General features: G+C 57.8%; 9 protein-coding genes. All 9 read left to right on the top strand.

Features of this window, described 5'->3' with window-relative positions; all coding sequences use genetic code 11:
* The first annotated feature begins 508 nt into the window (after positions 1–508).
* The 9 genes from D3880_RS13480 to rffA all read left to right on the top strand — a co-directional run bounded on the left by D3880_RS13480 (position 509) and on the right by rffA (position 17,612).
* The gene (locus tag D3880_RS13480) at positions 509–10,987 is read left to right on the top strand and encodes a peroxidase family protein (RefSeq protein ID WP_119893958.1); all 10,479 of its coding nucleotides are present in this window, start codon (positions 509–511) and stop codon (positions 10,985–10,987) included.
* A gap of 238 nt (positions 10,988–11,225) precedes the next feature.
* The gene (locus D3880_RS13475) at positions 11,226–12,278 is read left to right on the top strand and encodes an LPS O-antigen chain length determinant protein WzzB (RefSeq protein WP_119893957.1); all 1,053 of its coding nucleotides are present in this window, start codon (positions 11,226–11,228) and stop codon (positions 12,276–12,278) included.
* Between the two features lie 94 nt (positions 12,279–12,372).
* Positions 12,373–12,630, top strand: a complete 258-nt coding sequence (locus tag D3880_RS22890; protein ID WP_177412173.1) for a hypothetical protein — start codon at positions 12,373–12,375, stop codon at positions 12,628–12,630.
* Between the two features lie 92 nt (positions 12,631–12,722).
* Positions 12,723–13,112 (top strand): MBL fold metallo-hydrolase RNA specificity domain-containing protein, encoded by a 390-nt coding sequence (locus tag D3880_RS22885; RefSeq protein WP_238474354.1) that lies wholly within the window; start codon positions 12,723–12,725, stop codon positions 13,110–13,112.
* 55 nt (positions 13,113–13,167) lie between these two features.
* Complete coding sequence (gene rfbB / locus D3880_RS13465; protein WP_119893956.1) at positions 13,168–14,226, top strand: dTDP-glucose 4,6-dehydratase; 1,059 nt, start codon at positions 13,168–13,170, stop codon at positions 14,224–14,226.
* 13 nt (positions 14,227–14,239) lie between these two features.
* Positions 14,240–15,109, top strand: coding sequence for a glucose-1-phosphate thymidylyltransferase RfbA (rfbA, locus tag D3880_RS13460; protein ID WP_119893955.1), 870 nt, complete (start codon positions 14,240–14,242; stop codon positions 15,107–15,109).
* Positions 15,110–15,142: 33 nt separating this feature from the next.
* Positions 15,143–15,802: an acetyltransferase gene (locus tag D3880_RS13455; RefSeq protein WP_119893954.1), complete on the top strand. Its 660-nt coding sequence runs from the start codon at positions 15,143–15,145 to the stop codon at positions 15,800–15,802.
* Positions 15,799–16,488, top strand: a complete 690-nt coding sequence (locus tag D3880_RS13450; protein ID WP_119893953.1) for a WbqC family protein — start codon at positions 15,799–15,801, stop codon at positions 16,486–16,488. Before D3880_RS13455 ends, D3880_RS13450 begins: the two co-directional genes overlap by 4 nt.
* Positions 16,485–17,612 carry a dTDP-4-amino-4,6-dideoxygalactose transaminase gene (gene rffA, locus D3880_RS13445; protein WP_119893952.1) on the top strand — a complete coding sequence of 376 codons (1,128 nt, stop codon included), beginning with the start codon at positions 16,485–16,487 and terminating at the stop codon, positions 17,610–17,612. The genes D3880_RS13450 and rffA overlap by 4 nt, the downstream gene beginning before the upstream one ends.
* Positions 17,613–17,705 lie beyond the last annotated feature (93 nt).

Below are 17,705 nucleotides of genomic sequence, written 5' to 3'. Positions count from 1 at the left end.
TTAGAGCATTTATGTCGATATAAAAACTACATTAAAAACAACTATATAAACTCGATTTTCCGTTTGTCGCCTTAATCGGCACTATCTTGACACTTCTTTCTGGCCGGACTTTAGTCTCACTAGGGCAACGGTTGTCACTGTGAGCCACCCCTTAGCTTGGGGCGGCAACTGAGGTCAACGTCCCACGAGGGAGAGCACCATGTTCAGCTCCTTGTCTTCTCAGCAGGTGGGGGGGGCTTCAAAGAAGTTCCTCTTCACGTCCCATTTTCACGGGCCACCTGAAGTCTGAGCCACCCCGCTGAGCTGTCCAGCGCAGCGAGGGGAGAAAACGATAAACGTGCGAAGTCGCGCGCCAACAATGGCGTGCGGAGTGGATGTTTTCGCCTTCGTTTTTAGCCCCTCATTCAGCCCCGGACACTCAACCCAGGAATTTTCACCAGGTCGCGCCTTCGCTGGCGCGGCAGGGGCCTTGTCATACCGTGTTTTAGCCAAATAGAGGGAAAACAAAATGGCCGATTTCATCAAATCCGACCTGGAATTCATTCTTCAGCAAATCTTCATCGCCGAAGCGAACGCCACCGGGACACCCCTTTCCGAACTGCTGCCGAACTCAGTGGTCCCCTTTGGTTTGCGCACGGTCGATGGATCGTTCAACAACCTGCTTCAGGGGCAGGACGGCTTCGGTTCCGCCGATATCCTCTTCCCGAGTCTGGTGACCCCGGATCCTTTCTACCCCGCAGGTACGGTCTTTGACCCGCAGCCGCGTACCATCAGCAACCTGATCGTCGACCAGACCATTACCAACCCAGCGGCGGTGCAGGCTTACGTCGATGCAGGCTTTGGCATCCTGGTCAACGGGGTTCTACATGAGCTGAACGCAGATGGGACCACCGGGGCTCCCGTACCAGCAGGCCAGACTCTGACGCTCCCCAACACCGCACCGGACGAGGGCTTGTCGGCGGGCTTCAACGCCTGGTTCACCTTCTTTGGCCAGTTCTTCGACCACGGTCTCGACCTGGTGCAGAAGGGCGGCAACGGCACCGTGTTCATTCCGCTGCAACCGGATGACCCGTTGTTCAACCCAGCGCCCGGCGCACCGAACTTCATGGTGCTGACCCGCGCCAGCGTCGTTACGCTGCCGGGAGCGGACGGTGTGCTGAACACGGCTGACGACGTAACGGGCAACGTCAACCTGACCACCCCCTTCGTCGATCAGAATCAGACCTACACCTCACATCCCTCGCACCAGGTGTTCCTGCGCGAGTATGTGCTGAACGCAGCGGGTGATCCGGTCGCCACCGGCAAACTGATCACCGGAGCCAATGGCGGGATGGCCACCTGGGGCGACGTGAAGGCCCAGGCCGCCAACATCCTCGGTATCCTGCTGGACGATTTCGACGCGCTCAACCTGCCGCTGCTGGCCACCGACGCCTACGGCAACTTCATCCCCGGCGCCAATGGTTATCCGCAACTGGTGATCAACAGCACCACCCTGCTTGAAGGCGGCGTGCCGCCGGTCGATGCCAGCCAGGCGATGCGCACCGGGCATGCCTTCCTCGACGACATCGCACATAGCGCCAATCCGCGCAACAGCGCCGGTGCGGACCTGGCCCCGGATGCTGATGGCGTCGCAGGTGTCGACGATGGAGCTGCCGGCACCTACGACAACGAACTGCTCGATGCTCACTTCGTCGCCGGCGACGGCCGGGTCAACGAGAACATCGCCCTGACCGCCGTGCACCATGTATTCCACTCCGAGCACAACCGGCTGGTCCAGCAGACGAAAGATGTCATCCTTGCCTCCAACGATCTCGCCTTCCTCAACCAGTGGCTCCTCACCGAGGTGGCGGCCGTACCCACCACGCAAGCGGGAATCGACGCCCTGCAGTGGAACGGCGAGCGGCTATTCCAGGCCGCCAAGTTCGGCACCGAGATGCAGTATCAGCATCTGGTATTCGAGGAGTTCGCCCGTAAGATCCAGCCGATGGTCGATGTCTTCCTGGCCCCGGAAGGCTTCGATACCACCATCGATCCGGCCATCGTCGCCGAGTTCGCCCATGCGGTGTACCGCTTGGGGCACTCGATGCTGCTGGAAACCGTCGATCGCCTGAGCCCGGAATTTGCTTCTAGTGAGATCGGCCTGATCGAGGCCTTCCTCAATCCGCTGGAGTTTAATCCCACGGGCGTCGACGCCGATATTGCCGCGGGTGCTCTGGTGCGTGGCCTGACCCGGCAACAGGGCAACGAGATCGACGAGTTCGTGACCGAAGCGCTGCGCAACAATTTGCTGGGCCTGCCGCTCGACCTGCCCGCGCTCAACATCGCCCGTGGTCGCGATACCGGCCTGCCCACCCTGAACGAGGCCCGCGCACAGTTCTATGCGATGACCAGCGACAGCCAGCTGAAGCCCTACACCAGTTGGGTCGACCTCGCGCAAAACCTGAAGAACGAACTGTCGATCGTCAATTTCATCGCCGCCTATGGCACGCACAGCAGCATCACCAGCGAGACGACGCTGGCGGGCAAGCGCGCGGCGGCTTTTGCCATCGTGTTCGGCACCGCCGGCGCGCCGGCGGATAGCGTGGCCTTCCTCAACGGCACCGGCACCTGGACTGGCGTGGAGACTGGCCTGAACCTGATTGACCTGTGGGTCGGTGGCTTGGCCGAGAAGATCATGCCCTTCGGCGGCATGCTCGGCTCGACCTTCAGCTTCGTCTTCGAGACGCAGATGGAGGCGCTGCAAAACGGCGACCGCTTCTACTACCTGTCCCGTCTCGCCGGGCTGAACTTCCTCACCGAGATGGAGAACAACTCGTTCGCCAAACTGGTGATGCTCAACTCCAACGCAACCCACCTGCCGGCCGACATCTTCTCGACGCCAGGCTTCATCCTCGAAGTTGACCCGACCAAACAGTTCACCGGTCTGAACGAAGCGGGCCTGGACGGCATTCAGGGCAACGGCGACGATGTTGCCGGCGCGGACGGCCTTGCCAACAACTCCGATCCTCTGGGCGGCAGCGCCCTCGTTCCGCTGGTGATTCGCGACAACCCCGCTACGGCGGGCCTCGACACCAACTACCTGCGCTACACCGGCGACCAGCATGTTGTTCTCGGCGGCACGAATCCAGGTAACCTCGCGAACCCCAGCGGCGATGACATCCTCATCGCCAGCGAGGGCGACGACACGCTCTGGGGCGATGGCGGCAATGACAGGCTCGAAGGTGGCGACGGCAACGACAACATCGAAGGCGGCGCCGGTGACGACATCATCACCGACATGGGCGGCGACGATACCCTGAAGGGCAATGCCGGCGACGATGTCATCCACGGCGGCAACGGCTTCAACCTGATCCTCGGCGGCGATGGCAGTGACTTCATCATCACCGGCGAGGACGTTTCCGAGACCTTCGGCGGCCAGGGCAACGACTTCATCCTCGGCGCGCAGATGAACCTGCCCACCTTCGGCAACGAAGGCGACGACTGGATCGAGATCGGCACCTCGGATGGCGCCGGCGGCGACAACTTCGACCCGCAAGAGGCCGGCACGATCCTCGGCCATGACGTCTTTATCACCGGCGGCGGCTTCGATGAGGCGGACGGCGAAGGCGGTGACGACATCATGGTCTTCTCCGACGGCGAGGACCATTTCGGCGGCGGCGGCGGCTTCGACTGGGCCAGCTACGAGGCTGATCAGCTTGGTGTCACTGCAGACCTGCTGGTCAACGACTTGATCGAACCGCCGGTGGCGGCGTCGAACCAGGGCATCCTCGACCGCTTCGCCCAGGTGGAAGGCCTGTCGGGCTCGGCGGAGAGCGACGTGCTGCGCGGCGATGATGCCGACGCGGCCGAGATCGGCACCGGCGATGCGCAGGACAGCACGCTCAACGCTGCCGGCATCGACCGCATCATAGGCCTGCGGGACTTCCTTGAGCAGGCCTTAGGGGTGGTGGCGCTGCCGCCCAATGCCTCGTTCGGCTCCGGTAACATCATCCTCGGCGGCGGCGGCAGCGACATCCTCGAGGGCCGAGGCGGCGACGACCTGATCGACGGCGACAAATGGCTCAACGTACGCATCGCAGTGACTGGCCACGCGCCTACGGATGGTCGACCTCCCATCACCAGCGTCGAAAGCCTGACTGAGTTGGTGCCCTACATGCTGTCGGGCGAGATCAAACCCAGCCAGCTCAGCATCGTCCGTGAAATCCTGACGGCGCCTGGTAACTCCTTCGACACGGCGATGTTCTCCGATGTCCGCGCCAACTACGACGTGGACACCGTGGGCGGCGTGACCACCGTCACGCACCGCCTGGTCGACGCAAATGGCGTCGTCACTCCTGGCGACGACGGCGTCGACCGTCTCGTCAACGTCGAGCGGCTGCAGTTCGCCGATCAGTCGGAAACTCTGCTCGGGTCCGTCGGGGCCAACAATGACCCAACAGGCGCGCTGAGCATCAGCCAAATCGCGGGCGTGTTGACCGCGTCGGCGGCGGGTGTCAGGGACGCAGACAATATTGATCTCCTGAGCAATCCAACAGGAACGATAACCGGAAGCCCCATCACCTTCGTCTGGCAGGTCGAGTTGGTCCCCGCGTCAGGCGTCTTCACGGACATCGTAGCGCTCGGCGGCGGCAACCCCGCGACCCAGCTCGGCAACACCTTCCGCGTCACACCCGACCTCGATGGGTTGGCGGTGCGCGCCAGAATCGTCTACCAGGACGACACTGGCGTGCTGGAGCAGGTGTTCTCTGACTCCACCGTGGCAAACTTTGTCGCCCCCCCAGCCGCACCAGCTATTCCAGCCGAGAGTCCAGTCGTCAGCCCCGGCGGTGGCCTCCACCTGATCCGCGCCGACCTGCAGTTCATTCTCGATCAGATTCTGATCTCGGAGAACCATCCGGACGGTAATGTCCTCGGCTCTATCGCGAACTCACGCCTGCCGTTCGGCCTGCGCACGGTGGATGGGACGTTCAACAACCTGGTTCAGGGGCAGACCGACTTCGGCGCGGCGGATCAGGACTTCCCGCAGTTGCTGGATCAGCAGTTCCGCAATGACCAGGACGGCGACACCATCGATCTGAACGGACCGGCTCCTGGCGGGGTGTTGACCAATACCAACTACGCCTCTACCACTGACGTCGTCGACGCGGACCCGCGCATCATCAGCAACCTGATCGTCGATCAGACCATCAGCAACCCAGTGGCTGTGGAGGCCTTCGTCGCCGCAGGGCTGGGTACCCTGGACGCTAACGGTGTTCTGCTGGACCTCAACGGTGTCGCCATCCCAGCCGGCCAGCCACTGTTTATCCCCAACACCGCGCCGGACGCGGGCCTGTCGGCAGGGTTCAACAGCTGGTTCACCCTCTTCGGCCAGTTCTTCGACCACGGCCTCGACCTCGTCAACAAAGGTGGCAACGGTGTGATTTTTGTCCCGCTGCAACCTGACGATCCGCTGTTCGTTCCGGGCGGCCAGACCAACTTCATGCTGCTGACGCGGGCCACCAATACGCTGGTTAGTGCCGGTGACGATGGGCAGTTGGGTACGGCGGACGACGTCCATTTCCAGAACAACCAGACCACGCCCTTCGTCGACCAGAACCAGACCTACACCTCGCACTCCTCGCACCAGGTGTTCCTGCGGGAGTATGCGCTCGACGCGAACGGGCGGCCCGTTGCGACTGGCCAGTTGCTCGACGGCACCGATGGCGGTCTACCGACCTGGGCGAATGTCAAGGCGCAGGCCTTGATGCTTGGCATCCAGCTCACCGACGCGGACGTTACCAACCTACCGATGCTGGTGACTGATGCCTATGGCAAGTTCATCCCTGGCGCGAATGGCTTCGCCCAGTTTGTGACGGGAGGAAATCCGGCCTTCGTCGAAGGTGTCGCCGGAGGCCTGGCGGTGCCCGGGAACGTCGTGCGCACCAACCACGCCTTCCTCGACGACATCGCGCATAGCGCCAACCCACGCAGCTCGACGACTGGGGCGCTCTTGACCGCCGATGCGGACGGCGTCATTGGCGATGACAATGACCCAACCACCTATGACAACGAGCTGCTCGATCGCCACTTCATCACCGGCGATGGCCGCGGTAACGAGAACATCGGCCTGACCTCGGTCCACCATGTGTTCCACTCCGAGCACAACCGGATGGTCCAGCACACCAAAGATGTGGTCATCGCCAGCAACGATGTCGCCTTCATCAATCAGTGGCTGCTGACCGACATCACTGTGCTCCCGACCACGCCTGCAGAGATCGCCGCCCTCAATTGGAACGGTGAACGTCTGTTCCAGGCCGCGCGTTTTAGCACCGAGATGCAGTACCAGCACTTGGTGTTCGAGGAGTTCGCCCGCAAGGTCCAGCCGCAAGTCGACGTATTCCTCGGCGAAGGCCAGGGCTACGACACGACGATCAACCCGGCGATCGTCGCCGAGTTTGCCCATGTCGTGTATCGCTTCGGCCACTCGATGCTGACCGAGACGGTGGATCGCCTCGATCCCAACTTCGTGTCGAGTGATATCGGCCTGATCCAGGCCTTCCTCAACCCGGTCGCGTTCAATAATGATGGCGCGTTGACCGCCGATCAGGCCGCCGGCGCCATCGTGCGCGGCATGACCCGGCAGACCGCCAACGAGATCGACGAGTTCGTCACCGAGGCGCTACGCAACAACCTCCTGGGGCTGCCGCTCGATCTGCCGACCATCAACCTGATGCGTGGTCGCGATACCGGCGTGCCGTCGCTCAACGAGGCGCGTAAGGAATTCTACGCCGCCACCGGCGACAGCCAGCTCAAGCCGTACGAGAGCTGGGTCGACCTCGCGATGAACCTGAAGCACGAATCCTCGGTGATCAATTTCATCGCGGCCTATGGCAGGCATGCTGAGCTCTTGGCCACCGACGTCGATACGCTCGCAGAGAAGCGCGCAATAGCCACCGCTTTGGTTCTGGGTGGCAGCGCCGTGATCAATGCCGGGGGCGTCGGCGGCGTAGAGAGGACGTTCGTAGCGGATAATGCGGATCGGATCGCCTTCCTCAATAGCACGGGCAGCTACGCCAATGTCACGTTGCCGGGCACGGACGGCGACCTTGGTACGGCCGATGACATCAGGAACGTATCCATCACCGGCCTCGACGACATCGACCTCTGGGTCGGCGGCCTCGCCGAGCGGCAGATGCCGTTCGGTGGCCTGCTCGGCTCGACCTTCAACTTCGTGTTCGAGAACCAGATGGAGAAGCTGCAGAACGGCGACCGCTTCTACTACCTGGAGCGCACCGCGGGGCTGAACTTCCTCACCGAGTTGGAGAACAACTCGTTCGCCAAGCTGATCATGGCCAACACCGATGTGACACGCCTCCCTGGTGACGTGTTCTCGACACCGGGCTTTATCCTCGAGGTCGACCAGAGCAAGCAGTTCAACGCGGATGTGGTTCTGCCTGGTGCGGACGGTATTCTGGGGGACGATCCCACTACACCGGTTAATGAGGGGCTCGACGACATTGTTGCTCCCAATGCCGATCCGCTCGGCGGCAGCCTCTTCACGCCGCTGGTGATTCGGGATAATCCGGCGACGGCGGGTGCCGATACCAACTACCTGCGCTACACCGGCGAAGACCACGTGGTCCTCGGCGGCACGAATCCAGGTAACCTCGCCAACCCTAGCGGCAATGACATCATCATCGCCAGCATCGGCGACGATACGCTGTATGGCGACGCCGGTAACGACCGGCTCGAGGGCGGCGACGGCAACGACATGATCCTCGGCGGCGCCGGCGACGACATCATCACCGACAAGGGTGGCGACGATAACCTGCAGGGCGGCGACGGCAACGACGCCATCCATGGCGGCAACGGCATCGACCTGATCCTCGGCGGTTTCGGCAACGACTTCATCCTCAACGGTGCGGATGAAGGGGAGGCCTTCGGCGGCACGGGCAACGACTTCATCTTCGGCGTTAAACCGGTCGAAATGTTGTTCGGCAACGAAGGCGACGACTGGATCGAGCACGGCATGGCCGATGGCAGTGCCGGCGAGAACTTCGACACCCGCGGGCTGGACTCGATCATCGGCCATGACGTCTTCATCGGCGATTCTGTAGCCGACAGGATGATGGGTGAAGGCGGCGACGACATCATGGTCGGCAACGGCGGCACGGTAGACCGCTATATTGGCGCCTCCGGCTTCGACTGGGCGGTATTCAAGGACGATCCAGACGGCGCGACCGTCGACCTGCGCCTGCGTGCCTTCGATGAAACGCCAGTGCCGCCGTCGAACGGGGCGGTTCTGGCCCGTTACGAATCGGTGGAAGGCCTGTCGGGATCGGCGTTCAGCGATATCCTGCAGGGCGATGATGCCGACGCGGCCGCGATCGCCGCCTCCGGCTTCACGGGCAGCGTGCTGACCAATATCGGCCTGATCAATGGTCTGCAGGCGTTCCTCGACCAGAGGATAGGGGCGCCCGTGACCTCGTTCAGCGCCGGCAATCTCATCCTCGGCGGTAACGGCAGCGACCTGATTCAAGGCAATGGCGGTGACGACCTGATCGACGGCGACCAGTGGCTGAACGTGCGCATCAGCGTGCGTGCGAATGCGGATGGAACCGGCGCCGAGATCCGCAGTGCCAACAGCATGACCGAGCTCCAAGCGGACATCTTCGCAGGCACCATAAACCCCGGCCAGCTCGTCATCGTCCGTGAGATCCTGGCTGGGAATGGCGGCTTCAACTTCGACACCGCTGTGTTCTCTGACGTCCGCGCCAACTACGTGATCTCCCTCCCTGACGCGAACGGCGTGATCACCGTCACGCACCAGTTCCTCGACGGCGATGGCAACCTGGTTCTCGGCGCCGACGGCACCGACCGCCTGACTAACATCGAGAGGCTGCAGTTCAACGATCTGTCGGAGGTGCTTGTCGGCGGTTTGAACGCCGAACCGCTGGGCACAGTGAGGATCGATGACCCCACGCCGGCCGTCGGCCAACTGCTGACGGTGTCGGCCGCGAACGTGGTTGATGCGGACAATACCGCTACCGGCGGTGTGATCACCGGCCCCATCGCCTTCTTCTGGCAGGCCGATGTTCGCGGCGATGGCGTCTTTGAAGACATCATCGTGGCGACTGGGTTAGGAGACGTACACGCGGAGGGTGCAACCTTCAGGGTAACGGAGGACCTCAATGGGTTGGTGCTGCGCGTCAAGGCCGTCTATCAGGACGCCAAGGGGGTCATCGAGACGGTCTTCTCGGCGCCGACCGCGGCGACCACGCCGCTCGGCACCGGCACCGTCAACGCCCTGCCAGTTGGAACTGTGCTGATCAGCGATACGAGCCCGACTGAAGGCCAGCTCCTGACCGCTTCGAATGCGTTCACCGACGCTGACGGGCTTCCAGCTGGGTTCAGCTATGAGTGGCAAATGGGTAGCGGCGCGATCTTTACCCCCATCGCTACAGGCCCGACCTTCACACCCACCCAGGCGCAGGTCGGCCAGCAGCTGCGCGTCGTCGCGACTTTCACCGACAACGCCGGCAACCTGGAACAGGTCTTCTCCGCACCAACGACGGTGGTCGGCGATCTAATCATCGGCACCGCTGGGAACGAAACTCTCATCGGTACGGCCTTCGATGACAACATCCAGGGGCTGGGCGGTGACGACATCATCATCGGTGGCGCAGGTGCCGATACTATGGCCGGCGGCGATGGCAACGATGCCTATGCAGTTACCGATCTCGGAGACGTAGTGATCGAGCTGCCCGGTGAAGGCACGGATTCGCTCTGGACCTCGCTCGCGAGCTACACGCTGGGTGCCAATGTCGAGCATCTGTATTTCGAGGGTAGCGGCAACTTCGCGGGGGTCGGCAACGCGCTCGCCAACAAGATCGTGGGTGGAGCGGGTAACGACATCATCATCGGTGGCGACGGAGCTGACACTATGACCGGCGGAGCCGGCAACGATGCCTATGCAGTCACCGATCTCGGAGACGTGGTGGCCGAAGGGGAAGGTTTGGGCACGGATTCGGTCTGGACCTCGCTCGCGAGCTACATGCTGGGTGCCAATGTCGAGCATCTGTATTTCGAGGGTAGCGGCAACTTCGAGGGTATCGGCAACGGGCTCTCCAACAGGATCGTAGGGTGGGCGGGTAACGACACACTTAACAGTGGCGCTGGTCATGACATCATCATCGGAGGCGGAGGTGCCGACACGATGTTCGGTGGCGATGGCAACGATGCCTATGCAGTCACCGATCTCGGAGACGTGGTGGCCGAGGGGGAAGGTTTGGGCACGGATTCGGTCTGGACCTCGCTCGCGAGCTACATGCTGGGTGCCAATGTCGAGCATCTGTATTTCGAGGGTAGCGGCAACTTCGAGGGTATCGGCAACGGGCTCTCCAACAGGATCGTAGGGTGGGCGGGTAACGACACACTTAACGGTGGTGCTGGTCATGACATCATCATCGGAGGCGGAGGTGCCGACACGATGTTCGGTGGCGATGGCAACGATGCCTATGCAGTCACCGATCTCGGGGACGTGGTGGCCGAGGGGGAAGGTTTGGGCACGGATTCGGTCTGGACCTCGCTCGCGAGCTACACACTGGGTGTCAATGTCGAGCATCTGTATTTCGAGGGTAGCGGCAACTTCGTGGGCACCGGCAACGAGCTCGGCAACACGATCGGAGGGGGGGCGGGTAACGACACCCTCACCGGTGGAGCAGGCGACGACGTGCTCAACGGCGGCCTCGGCAACGATACCTTCGTGTTTGCTGCCGCGGGCTTCGGCAACGATACGATCCAAAGCTTCTTCGACACCAATCCAAATGGAGGGCAGGATTTGCTAAATATCGCGGGGCTGGGGATCAACAGCGCGACGTTCGCTGCCAACGTGAGCATAACGGCTGACGGGGCGGACACGGTGGTTGGGATCGGGGTGGACTCTATTCGCCTTGTCGGTGTCAGCAGTGCGGCCGTTGATCAGACGGACTTCAACCTGGCGGTATGAGGAGGCTACCAAAGCGGAGCAAGGCATAAGCTATTGCGGTGTGGGGCGACTAGCCGCCCCACACCGCATTTTTATTCCGCCGATGGCTCTGAAGCTGAGGTGCCATGCAGCTGTCAAGGCTTGTAATGTCGTGGTGACTTGGCAAACTGCAGCAGTTTTTGCCCTATCATGCAGCGTTTTCAGACTGCTAGCTGTGCTGTGTTGCCAATACATATGAGTTTATAGAGATGGAACTACTGTGACTGATAATGCTTACCCTCGCGACGCGCACAGGAATGATGAAATTGATCTGGTCGAGCTTCTGCAAGACCTCTGGAGGCAAAGGTGGCTGATTGTGCTGGTGACCGTTCTGGCAACCGCATGCGCTGCCGGATATGCCTTTCTTAGCAAGCCTGTGTACGAGTCGCGAACCTATTTGTTGCCGCCATCGTTGAGCAATATTGCAGGGCTTAACCTGGGGCGCAGAGAGAGCGGGCTCGAGCTATTCACAGTGGATAGAGTCTATGCAGTATTCACCCGTAACCTGCAGGCAGAAGAAGCCACCCGTCGCTTCTTCAAGACGGTCTATTTGCCCTCGCTAAGTGAAGAGGATCGCCAAGGATCGCAGGATCGACTTTACGAACGCTTTGGTAAGGCTTTCAGCATCAAGGCTCCGGATAAGGTTCAGCCAGAACGTTATTCACTGGTGGTGCAAAGCCACGACCCCGCTCTGGCTGTCGAATGGGCTAAACGCTATATAGACGAGGTGAGCAAGCAATCGCGCGATGAGGTTTTGGAGAACGCCCGTCGCGAGATCGAAGTGATTGGCTCTGGCCTCCAGCAGCACATCAAATCCTTGCGGGTTGCTGCCAAGACTCGTCGAGAAGACCGAATCACCCAGCTCAAAGAGTCGCTGAAAGTGGCTGAGGCGATAGGGCTAGAGAATCCGCCTGTCATCGGTGGGCAAGACGCAGAACAAATTTCTGCATTCATGGCGGGTGGTCTGACCTATATGCGCGGTGCTAAGGCGCTGCGCGCAGAGCTGAAGGAGCTGGAAGGGCGTACTTCGGATGATCCCTTCATCCCCGAGCTGCGTAATCTCGAGGAGGCGTACGACCGATACACCAACATGCAGGCAGATCCCGCAAAGGTTGCTGTCTTCCGTCAGGATGGTGAGACCGAAATTCCTGATGACCCCATCAAGCCCAAGAAGGCATTGATTCTGGCGCTCGGTGCTGTTCTTGGCGGCATGCTTGGTCTCTTCATCGCTCTGATTCGTCTGATGCTCAAAAAACGTTCAGCCGCAGCCTAAACATCCCAGCAAGAGGGCTTTCCCTGAAAAATCAGGATGAAAAGTCCACAGTTGGAGTTGTGGATAGTGAAGCAGAAGTAAAGGGACTAGCTCAATGTCATACTCTGGCATCCTGCACCATAGCGCCAAGGGTGGCGTGATTGGCTCCTGCCGCCAACTCCTGATTGATGCCCAGCACAGCCTGTTGATCGATTACGGTCTGTTCCAGAGCACGGAAACCTCCGCTAACGGCAGATCCGGCGTCGATCGCCTGGCTATCGAATCTCCCCTGGATACGGTCAAGGCATTGATCGCCACCCATGCCCGCATTGACCACGCCGGGCCTATACCCTTTGGGATAAAAAGGCGTTAAAGCGGGTCAAACAAGGCCGCAGCCCGCTGGGCTTCGAGCAGTTGTTAACCGGCGACAGCCATCAAGCGTATGTGAAGATGGTTCGCCATCAGATGAAAATCGCTCGTTCGGTCATCGTCGTTGGAGGGAACGGAATGTGCAGCAGCGGCCGAATCGTCAATTATCTGAAAGCCATGCGGCACGACCTGCGACACAATGTGCTCTTACGCCAGGCTGGGTTCCAAGCCTACGGCCCGATCGGCGGTTACGTGGTACTGGACGAACAACGCTATGACATCCGGGCTCAAGTCCATACCATAGGTGGCTATTCGTTCCATGCGGACCAGAAAGGCCTAGTGAATTTTGTTACGCGAATGCGCGCATGGACGTCAGGCGTGCGGATTGTGGATGGCGAGCCTCAGGCCAAGCAACGGTTAGCCGAAATGCTGTCCAGCAAGTGCAAGGGCAGAAAAAGGTTCGTAGATGCTGTTATCCCAAGCTAGGTAAGGGGGCAGTTGATATGCCGAATAAACAAGCAACGATAAAGAAAAAATGTAGATGAAAATTTTAGTTACAGGTGGAGCTGGTTTTATTGGATCCGCCGTCATTCGTCACATCATTTGCAACACCAGCGATAGCGTGGTCAATCTCGACAAGCTGACCTATGCCGGCAACCTCGAATCACTAGCTGCAGTCAACGGCAGCGAGCGCTATGCCTTCGAGCAGGTGGATATCTGCGATCGTGCCGAAGTCGAACGGGTGTTCTGCGAGTACCGGCCGGATGCGGTGATGCACCTGGCTGCGGAAAGCCACGTGGACCGCTCCATCGACGGCCCGGCGGCGTTCATCGAGACCAATATTGTTGGCACCTATACCTTGCTGGAAGTCGTCCGCCAGTACTGGCAAAGCCTGGACGACCGCGGCAAGGCCGCCTTCCGTTTTCACCATATCTCCACCGACGAGGTGTATGGCGATCTGGAAAACCCTGAAGAACTGTTCACCGAAACCACGCCTTACGCGCCCAGCTCGCCGTACTCAGCCAGTAAGGCCAGCTCTGACCATCTAGTGCGCGCTTGGCGTCGTACCTACGGGCTGCCCACGCTGGTCACCAACTGCTCGAACAACTACGGCCCCTATCATTTCCCCGAAAAGCTTATTCCGCTGATGATCCTCAACGCCCTGGAAGGCAAGCCACTGCCGGTGTATGGCAAGGGCAACCAGGTACGAGACTGGTTGTACGTTGAGGACCACGCACGCGCCTTATACAAGGTGCTGACCGAAGGCCAGATCGGCGAGGCCTACAACATTGGCGGACACAACGAGAAGCAGAACATCGAAGTGGTACATACCCTCTGCGACCTGCTCGATGAATTGCGCCCTGACTCCGCTTTTGCGCCGCACGCCTCACTTATCACACACGTCCAGGACCGCCCCGGCCACGACCTACGCTACGCCATCGACGCCAGCAAAATCCATCACGAACTAGGTTGGGTGCCCGAGGAAACCTTCGAATCCGGTATCCGTAAGACCGTCGAGTGGTACCTGAACAATCTGGAATGGTGCCGCCGAGTACAGGACGGCAGCTATCAGCGCGAACGCCTAGGCACTACTGAATAAGGATCCGCAGCACATGAAAGGCATCATCCTCGCCGGTGGCTCCGGCACTCGTCTATACCCCATCACCAAGGGTGTGTCCAAGCAGCTGTTGCCGATCTACGACAAGCCGATGGTCTATTACCCGCTGTCGGTACTGATGCTCGCCGGGATTCGCGACATCCTGCTGATCAGCACCCCGGAAGACATCGGCGGCTTCCAGCGCCTGCTGGGCGATGGCAGTGAGTTCGGCATTAAGCTTAGCTATGCCGTGCAGCCCAGTCCGGACGGGCTAGCGCAAGCCTTTATCATTGGTGAAGAGTTCATCGGCCAGGACAGCGTGTGCCTCGTGCTGGGCGACAATATTTTCTATGGCCAAGGCTTCAGCCCCATGCTGCGTGCGGCAGCTGCCCGCGAGAAGGGCGCCACCGTGTTCGGCTACCAGGTCAAGGACCCGGAGCGCTTCGGCGTGGTGGAATTCGACGCTGACAAGCGCGCCATCTCCATCGAGGAAAAACCGCTCAAACCCAAATCCCATTACGCCGTCACCGGCCTGTACTTCTACGGCAACGATGTGGTGCAAATTGCCAAAGAGGTGAAACCATCCGCTCGTGGCGAGTTAGAAATTACCAGCATTAACCAGGTCTACCTGGAACGTGGCGACCTGAACGTCGAACTGCTTGGCCGTGGCTTCGCCTGGTTGGACACCGGCACCCACGAAAGCCTGTTGGAAGCCGCCCATTTCGTGGAAACCATTGAGAAGCGCCAAGGCTACAAGGTGGCTTGCTTGGAAGAAATTGCATTCAATAATGGTTGGTTGAACAAGGAAGACCTGCAGCGTATTGGTCACTCGCTGAGCAAGAACTGTTATGGTAAATATTTATTATCGTTGGTTAATCTAAAGTAAGATTAAATAACTTCTAAATATTAGGGTCGTTAAATGGAGTTAATAATTTATGGTGGCGGAAGTTTTGCAAAGCTCATGAGGCACTATTTTGAGAGCGATGCTGATTGTAAAGTGGTCGCTTACTGTCTGGATCGCGATTATATTCTAGAGCCTATGATAGATGGATTGCCAGTTGTTCCTTTTGAAGATGTTGAGATCGCTTTTCCGCCTAAGCAGTATAGTATGTTTGTTGCTATTGGTTACTCAAATATGCGGAATAGGGTTTCGATGTACCAGAAGGCTAAAAATAAAAAATATAGAATGCCAAATTATATTAGTAAAAGTGCAGTGATCGATCCGACAACTGTTATTGGTGATAATAACGCAATCTTGCAGGCGGTGCAGATTGAGCCGTTTGTGCAAGTTGGAGACAATAATATTGTCTGGTCGTCTTCAAATATTTGTCACGACGTAATTATTGGAAGTCATTCGTTCATTGCGGCAAAGTCAACTGTAGGTGGGTTTTCGCGCTTGGGTAATAATTGTTTTTTGGGATTTAATTCAACAATTGCCCAGTGTTTATTTATTTCTGATGAATGTCTTGTTGGCGCATGCTCTTTAGTCCTTTCGAGCACCAAAGCGTTCTCGAAAAATATCGGTATTCCGGCAAAAGAAGTGGCGTTTCATTTTGAAGAAGGAATAAAGATAAAATGAAGAAAATAGCAATTCTCCAGTCTAACTATATCCCATGGAAGGGTTATTTTGACATGATCGCAGCGGTGGACGAATTCATCATTTATGATGATATGCAGTTTACCAAAAATGATTGGCGAAATCGGAATAAAATTAAAACTCCAAAGGGTCTTGAGTGGATCAGTATTCCGGTAGGTCAAAACATTGAAAGACGAATTCGTGAAGTTACGATTCCTGATTGTCGTTGGCAACAAAAGCATTGGCGTACATTAGAGGCTAATTATCGTCGTGCTCCATTTTTCCAAGAGATTGCGACGTGGTTGGAGCCGCTTTATCTTCAGGCTTCTCATGAGAATCTATCTGCACTCAATCGTAGTTTTATTGAGGGTATTTGCTATTATCTCGGAATTACGACAAAAATAAGTAACTCATGGGACTATAACTTAATAGATGGTAAGACCGAAAGATTGGCCGATTTATGTACTCAGGCCGGTGGTAGTGAATATATTTCTGGCCCGGCTGCTAAAGACTATATCGACGGTAAATATTTTAGCGAGCGCAACATAAAGCTGACTTGGTTTGACTATGCCGGATACACTGAATATCCCCAGCTATGGGGTGATTTCAGTCAAGGCGTGAGCATATTAGATTTGCTGTTCAACTGTGGAACAGCGTCACCTCGATACATGAGATATATTACAAGATGATCGCATTCAACAAACCACCATACACCGGTAACGAAGATAAATATGTAATGGCGGCCATGCGAAGCAGTAAAATGTCTGGTGATGGTCAGTACACACACCTTTGCCAGGAATGGTTTGAAAAGCAAACCGGCTGTAAAAAAGCGCTACTGACACCATCATGCACTCAAGCGTTGGAGATGGCTGCAATACTGCTAGATATTCAGCCCGGCGATGAAGTCATTATGCCGAGTTACACCTTTGTCAGCACCGCCAATGCTTTTGCTCTGCGCGGTGCAAAGATAGTTTTTGTCGATATTCGCCCTGATACAATGAATATTGATGAAAATCTAATTGAAGCCGCTATTACCCCTAAGACTAAGGCGATCGTGCCCGTCCATTATGCCGGAGTTGCCTGCGAAATGGATACCATCATGGCCATCGCAGACCGGCACCAGTTGTTTGTCATCGAGGATGCGGCGCAAGGAATGTTGGCTACTTACAAGGGTCGCCCGCTCGGCAGCATCGGTCATATGGGGGCTTATAGCTTCCATGAAACCAAGAACTACACCAGCGGTGGCGAAGGTGGCCTGTTACTGATAAGTGACGAGCGCTTCGTCGTAAGAGCCGAAATTATTAGAGAGAAAGGCACGAACCGTAGTCAGTTCTTCAGAGGCATGATCGATAAATATACTTGGGTAGATATTGGTAGTAGCTATTTAGCCTCAGAATTGCAAGCAGCCTATCTCTATGGCCAGCTTGAGCGCGCGGAAGAGATAAATATCAATCGCCTGAAAACCTGGAGCGCGTATAAAAGCGCTTTTTCCACCCTCACTGATAAGATAGAAACTCCTCACATTCCTTCTGATTGTCAGCATAATTCGCATATGTTTTACCTGAAACTGTCAGGCCTTGAGAGTAGAACCAGGTTCCTTGAGGCGATGAGCAAAGAGTCGGTAATGGCAGTGTTCCATTATGTACCATTGCACTCGTCAAGCGCAGGCAAGAAACTTGGAGTGTTTTCAGGCACTGACAACTTTACCACTAAAGAAAGTGAGCGCCTTGTTCGACTTCCACTGTGGTTCGGGATGGAAATGGCTGATATTGATAAGATTGTCAGCTCAGTAACTCGATCGGTTTATCTTTAAGCTCGGAGTAGCTGTGGTTAACTTTCAATGAGGGCAATCTATAGCATAGCGCTAACATCGGTTGCGCACCTTTCAAAAATTGTGACTGGTTTC

The sequence above is a fragment of the Pseudomonas cavernae genome (genome assembly GCF_003595175.1).
Classification (GTDB): domain Bacteria; phylum Pseudomonadota; class Gammaproteobacteria; order Pseudomonadales; family Pseudomonadaceae; genus Aquipseudomonas; species Aquipseudomonas cavernae.
Note: the sequence above shows the minus strand (reverse complement) of the source record. Positions and strands in the feature narration are given on the sequence as shown.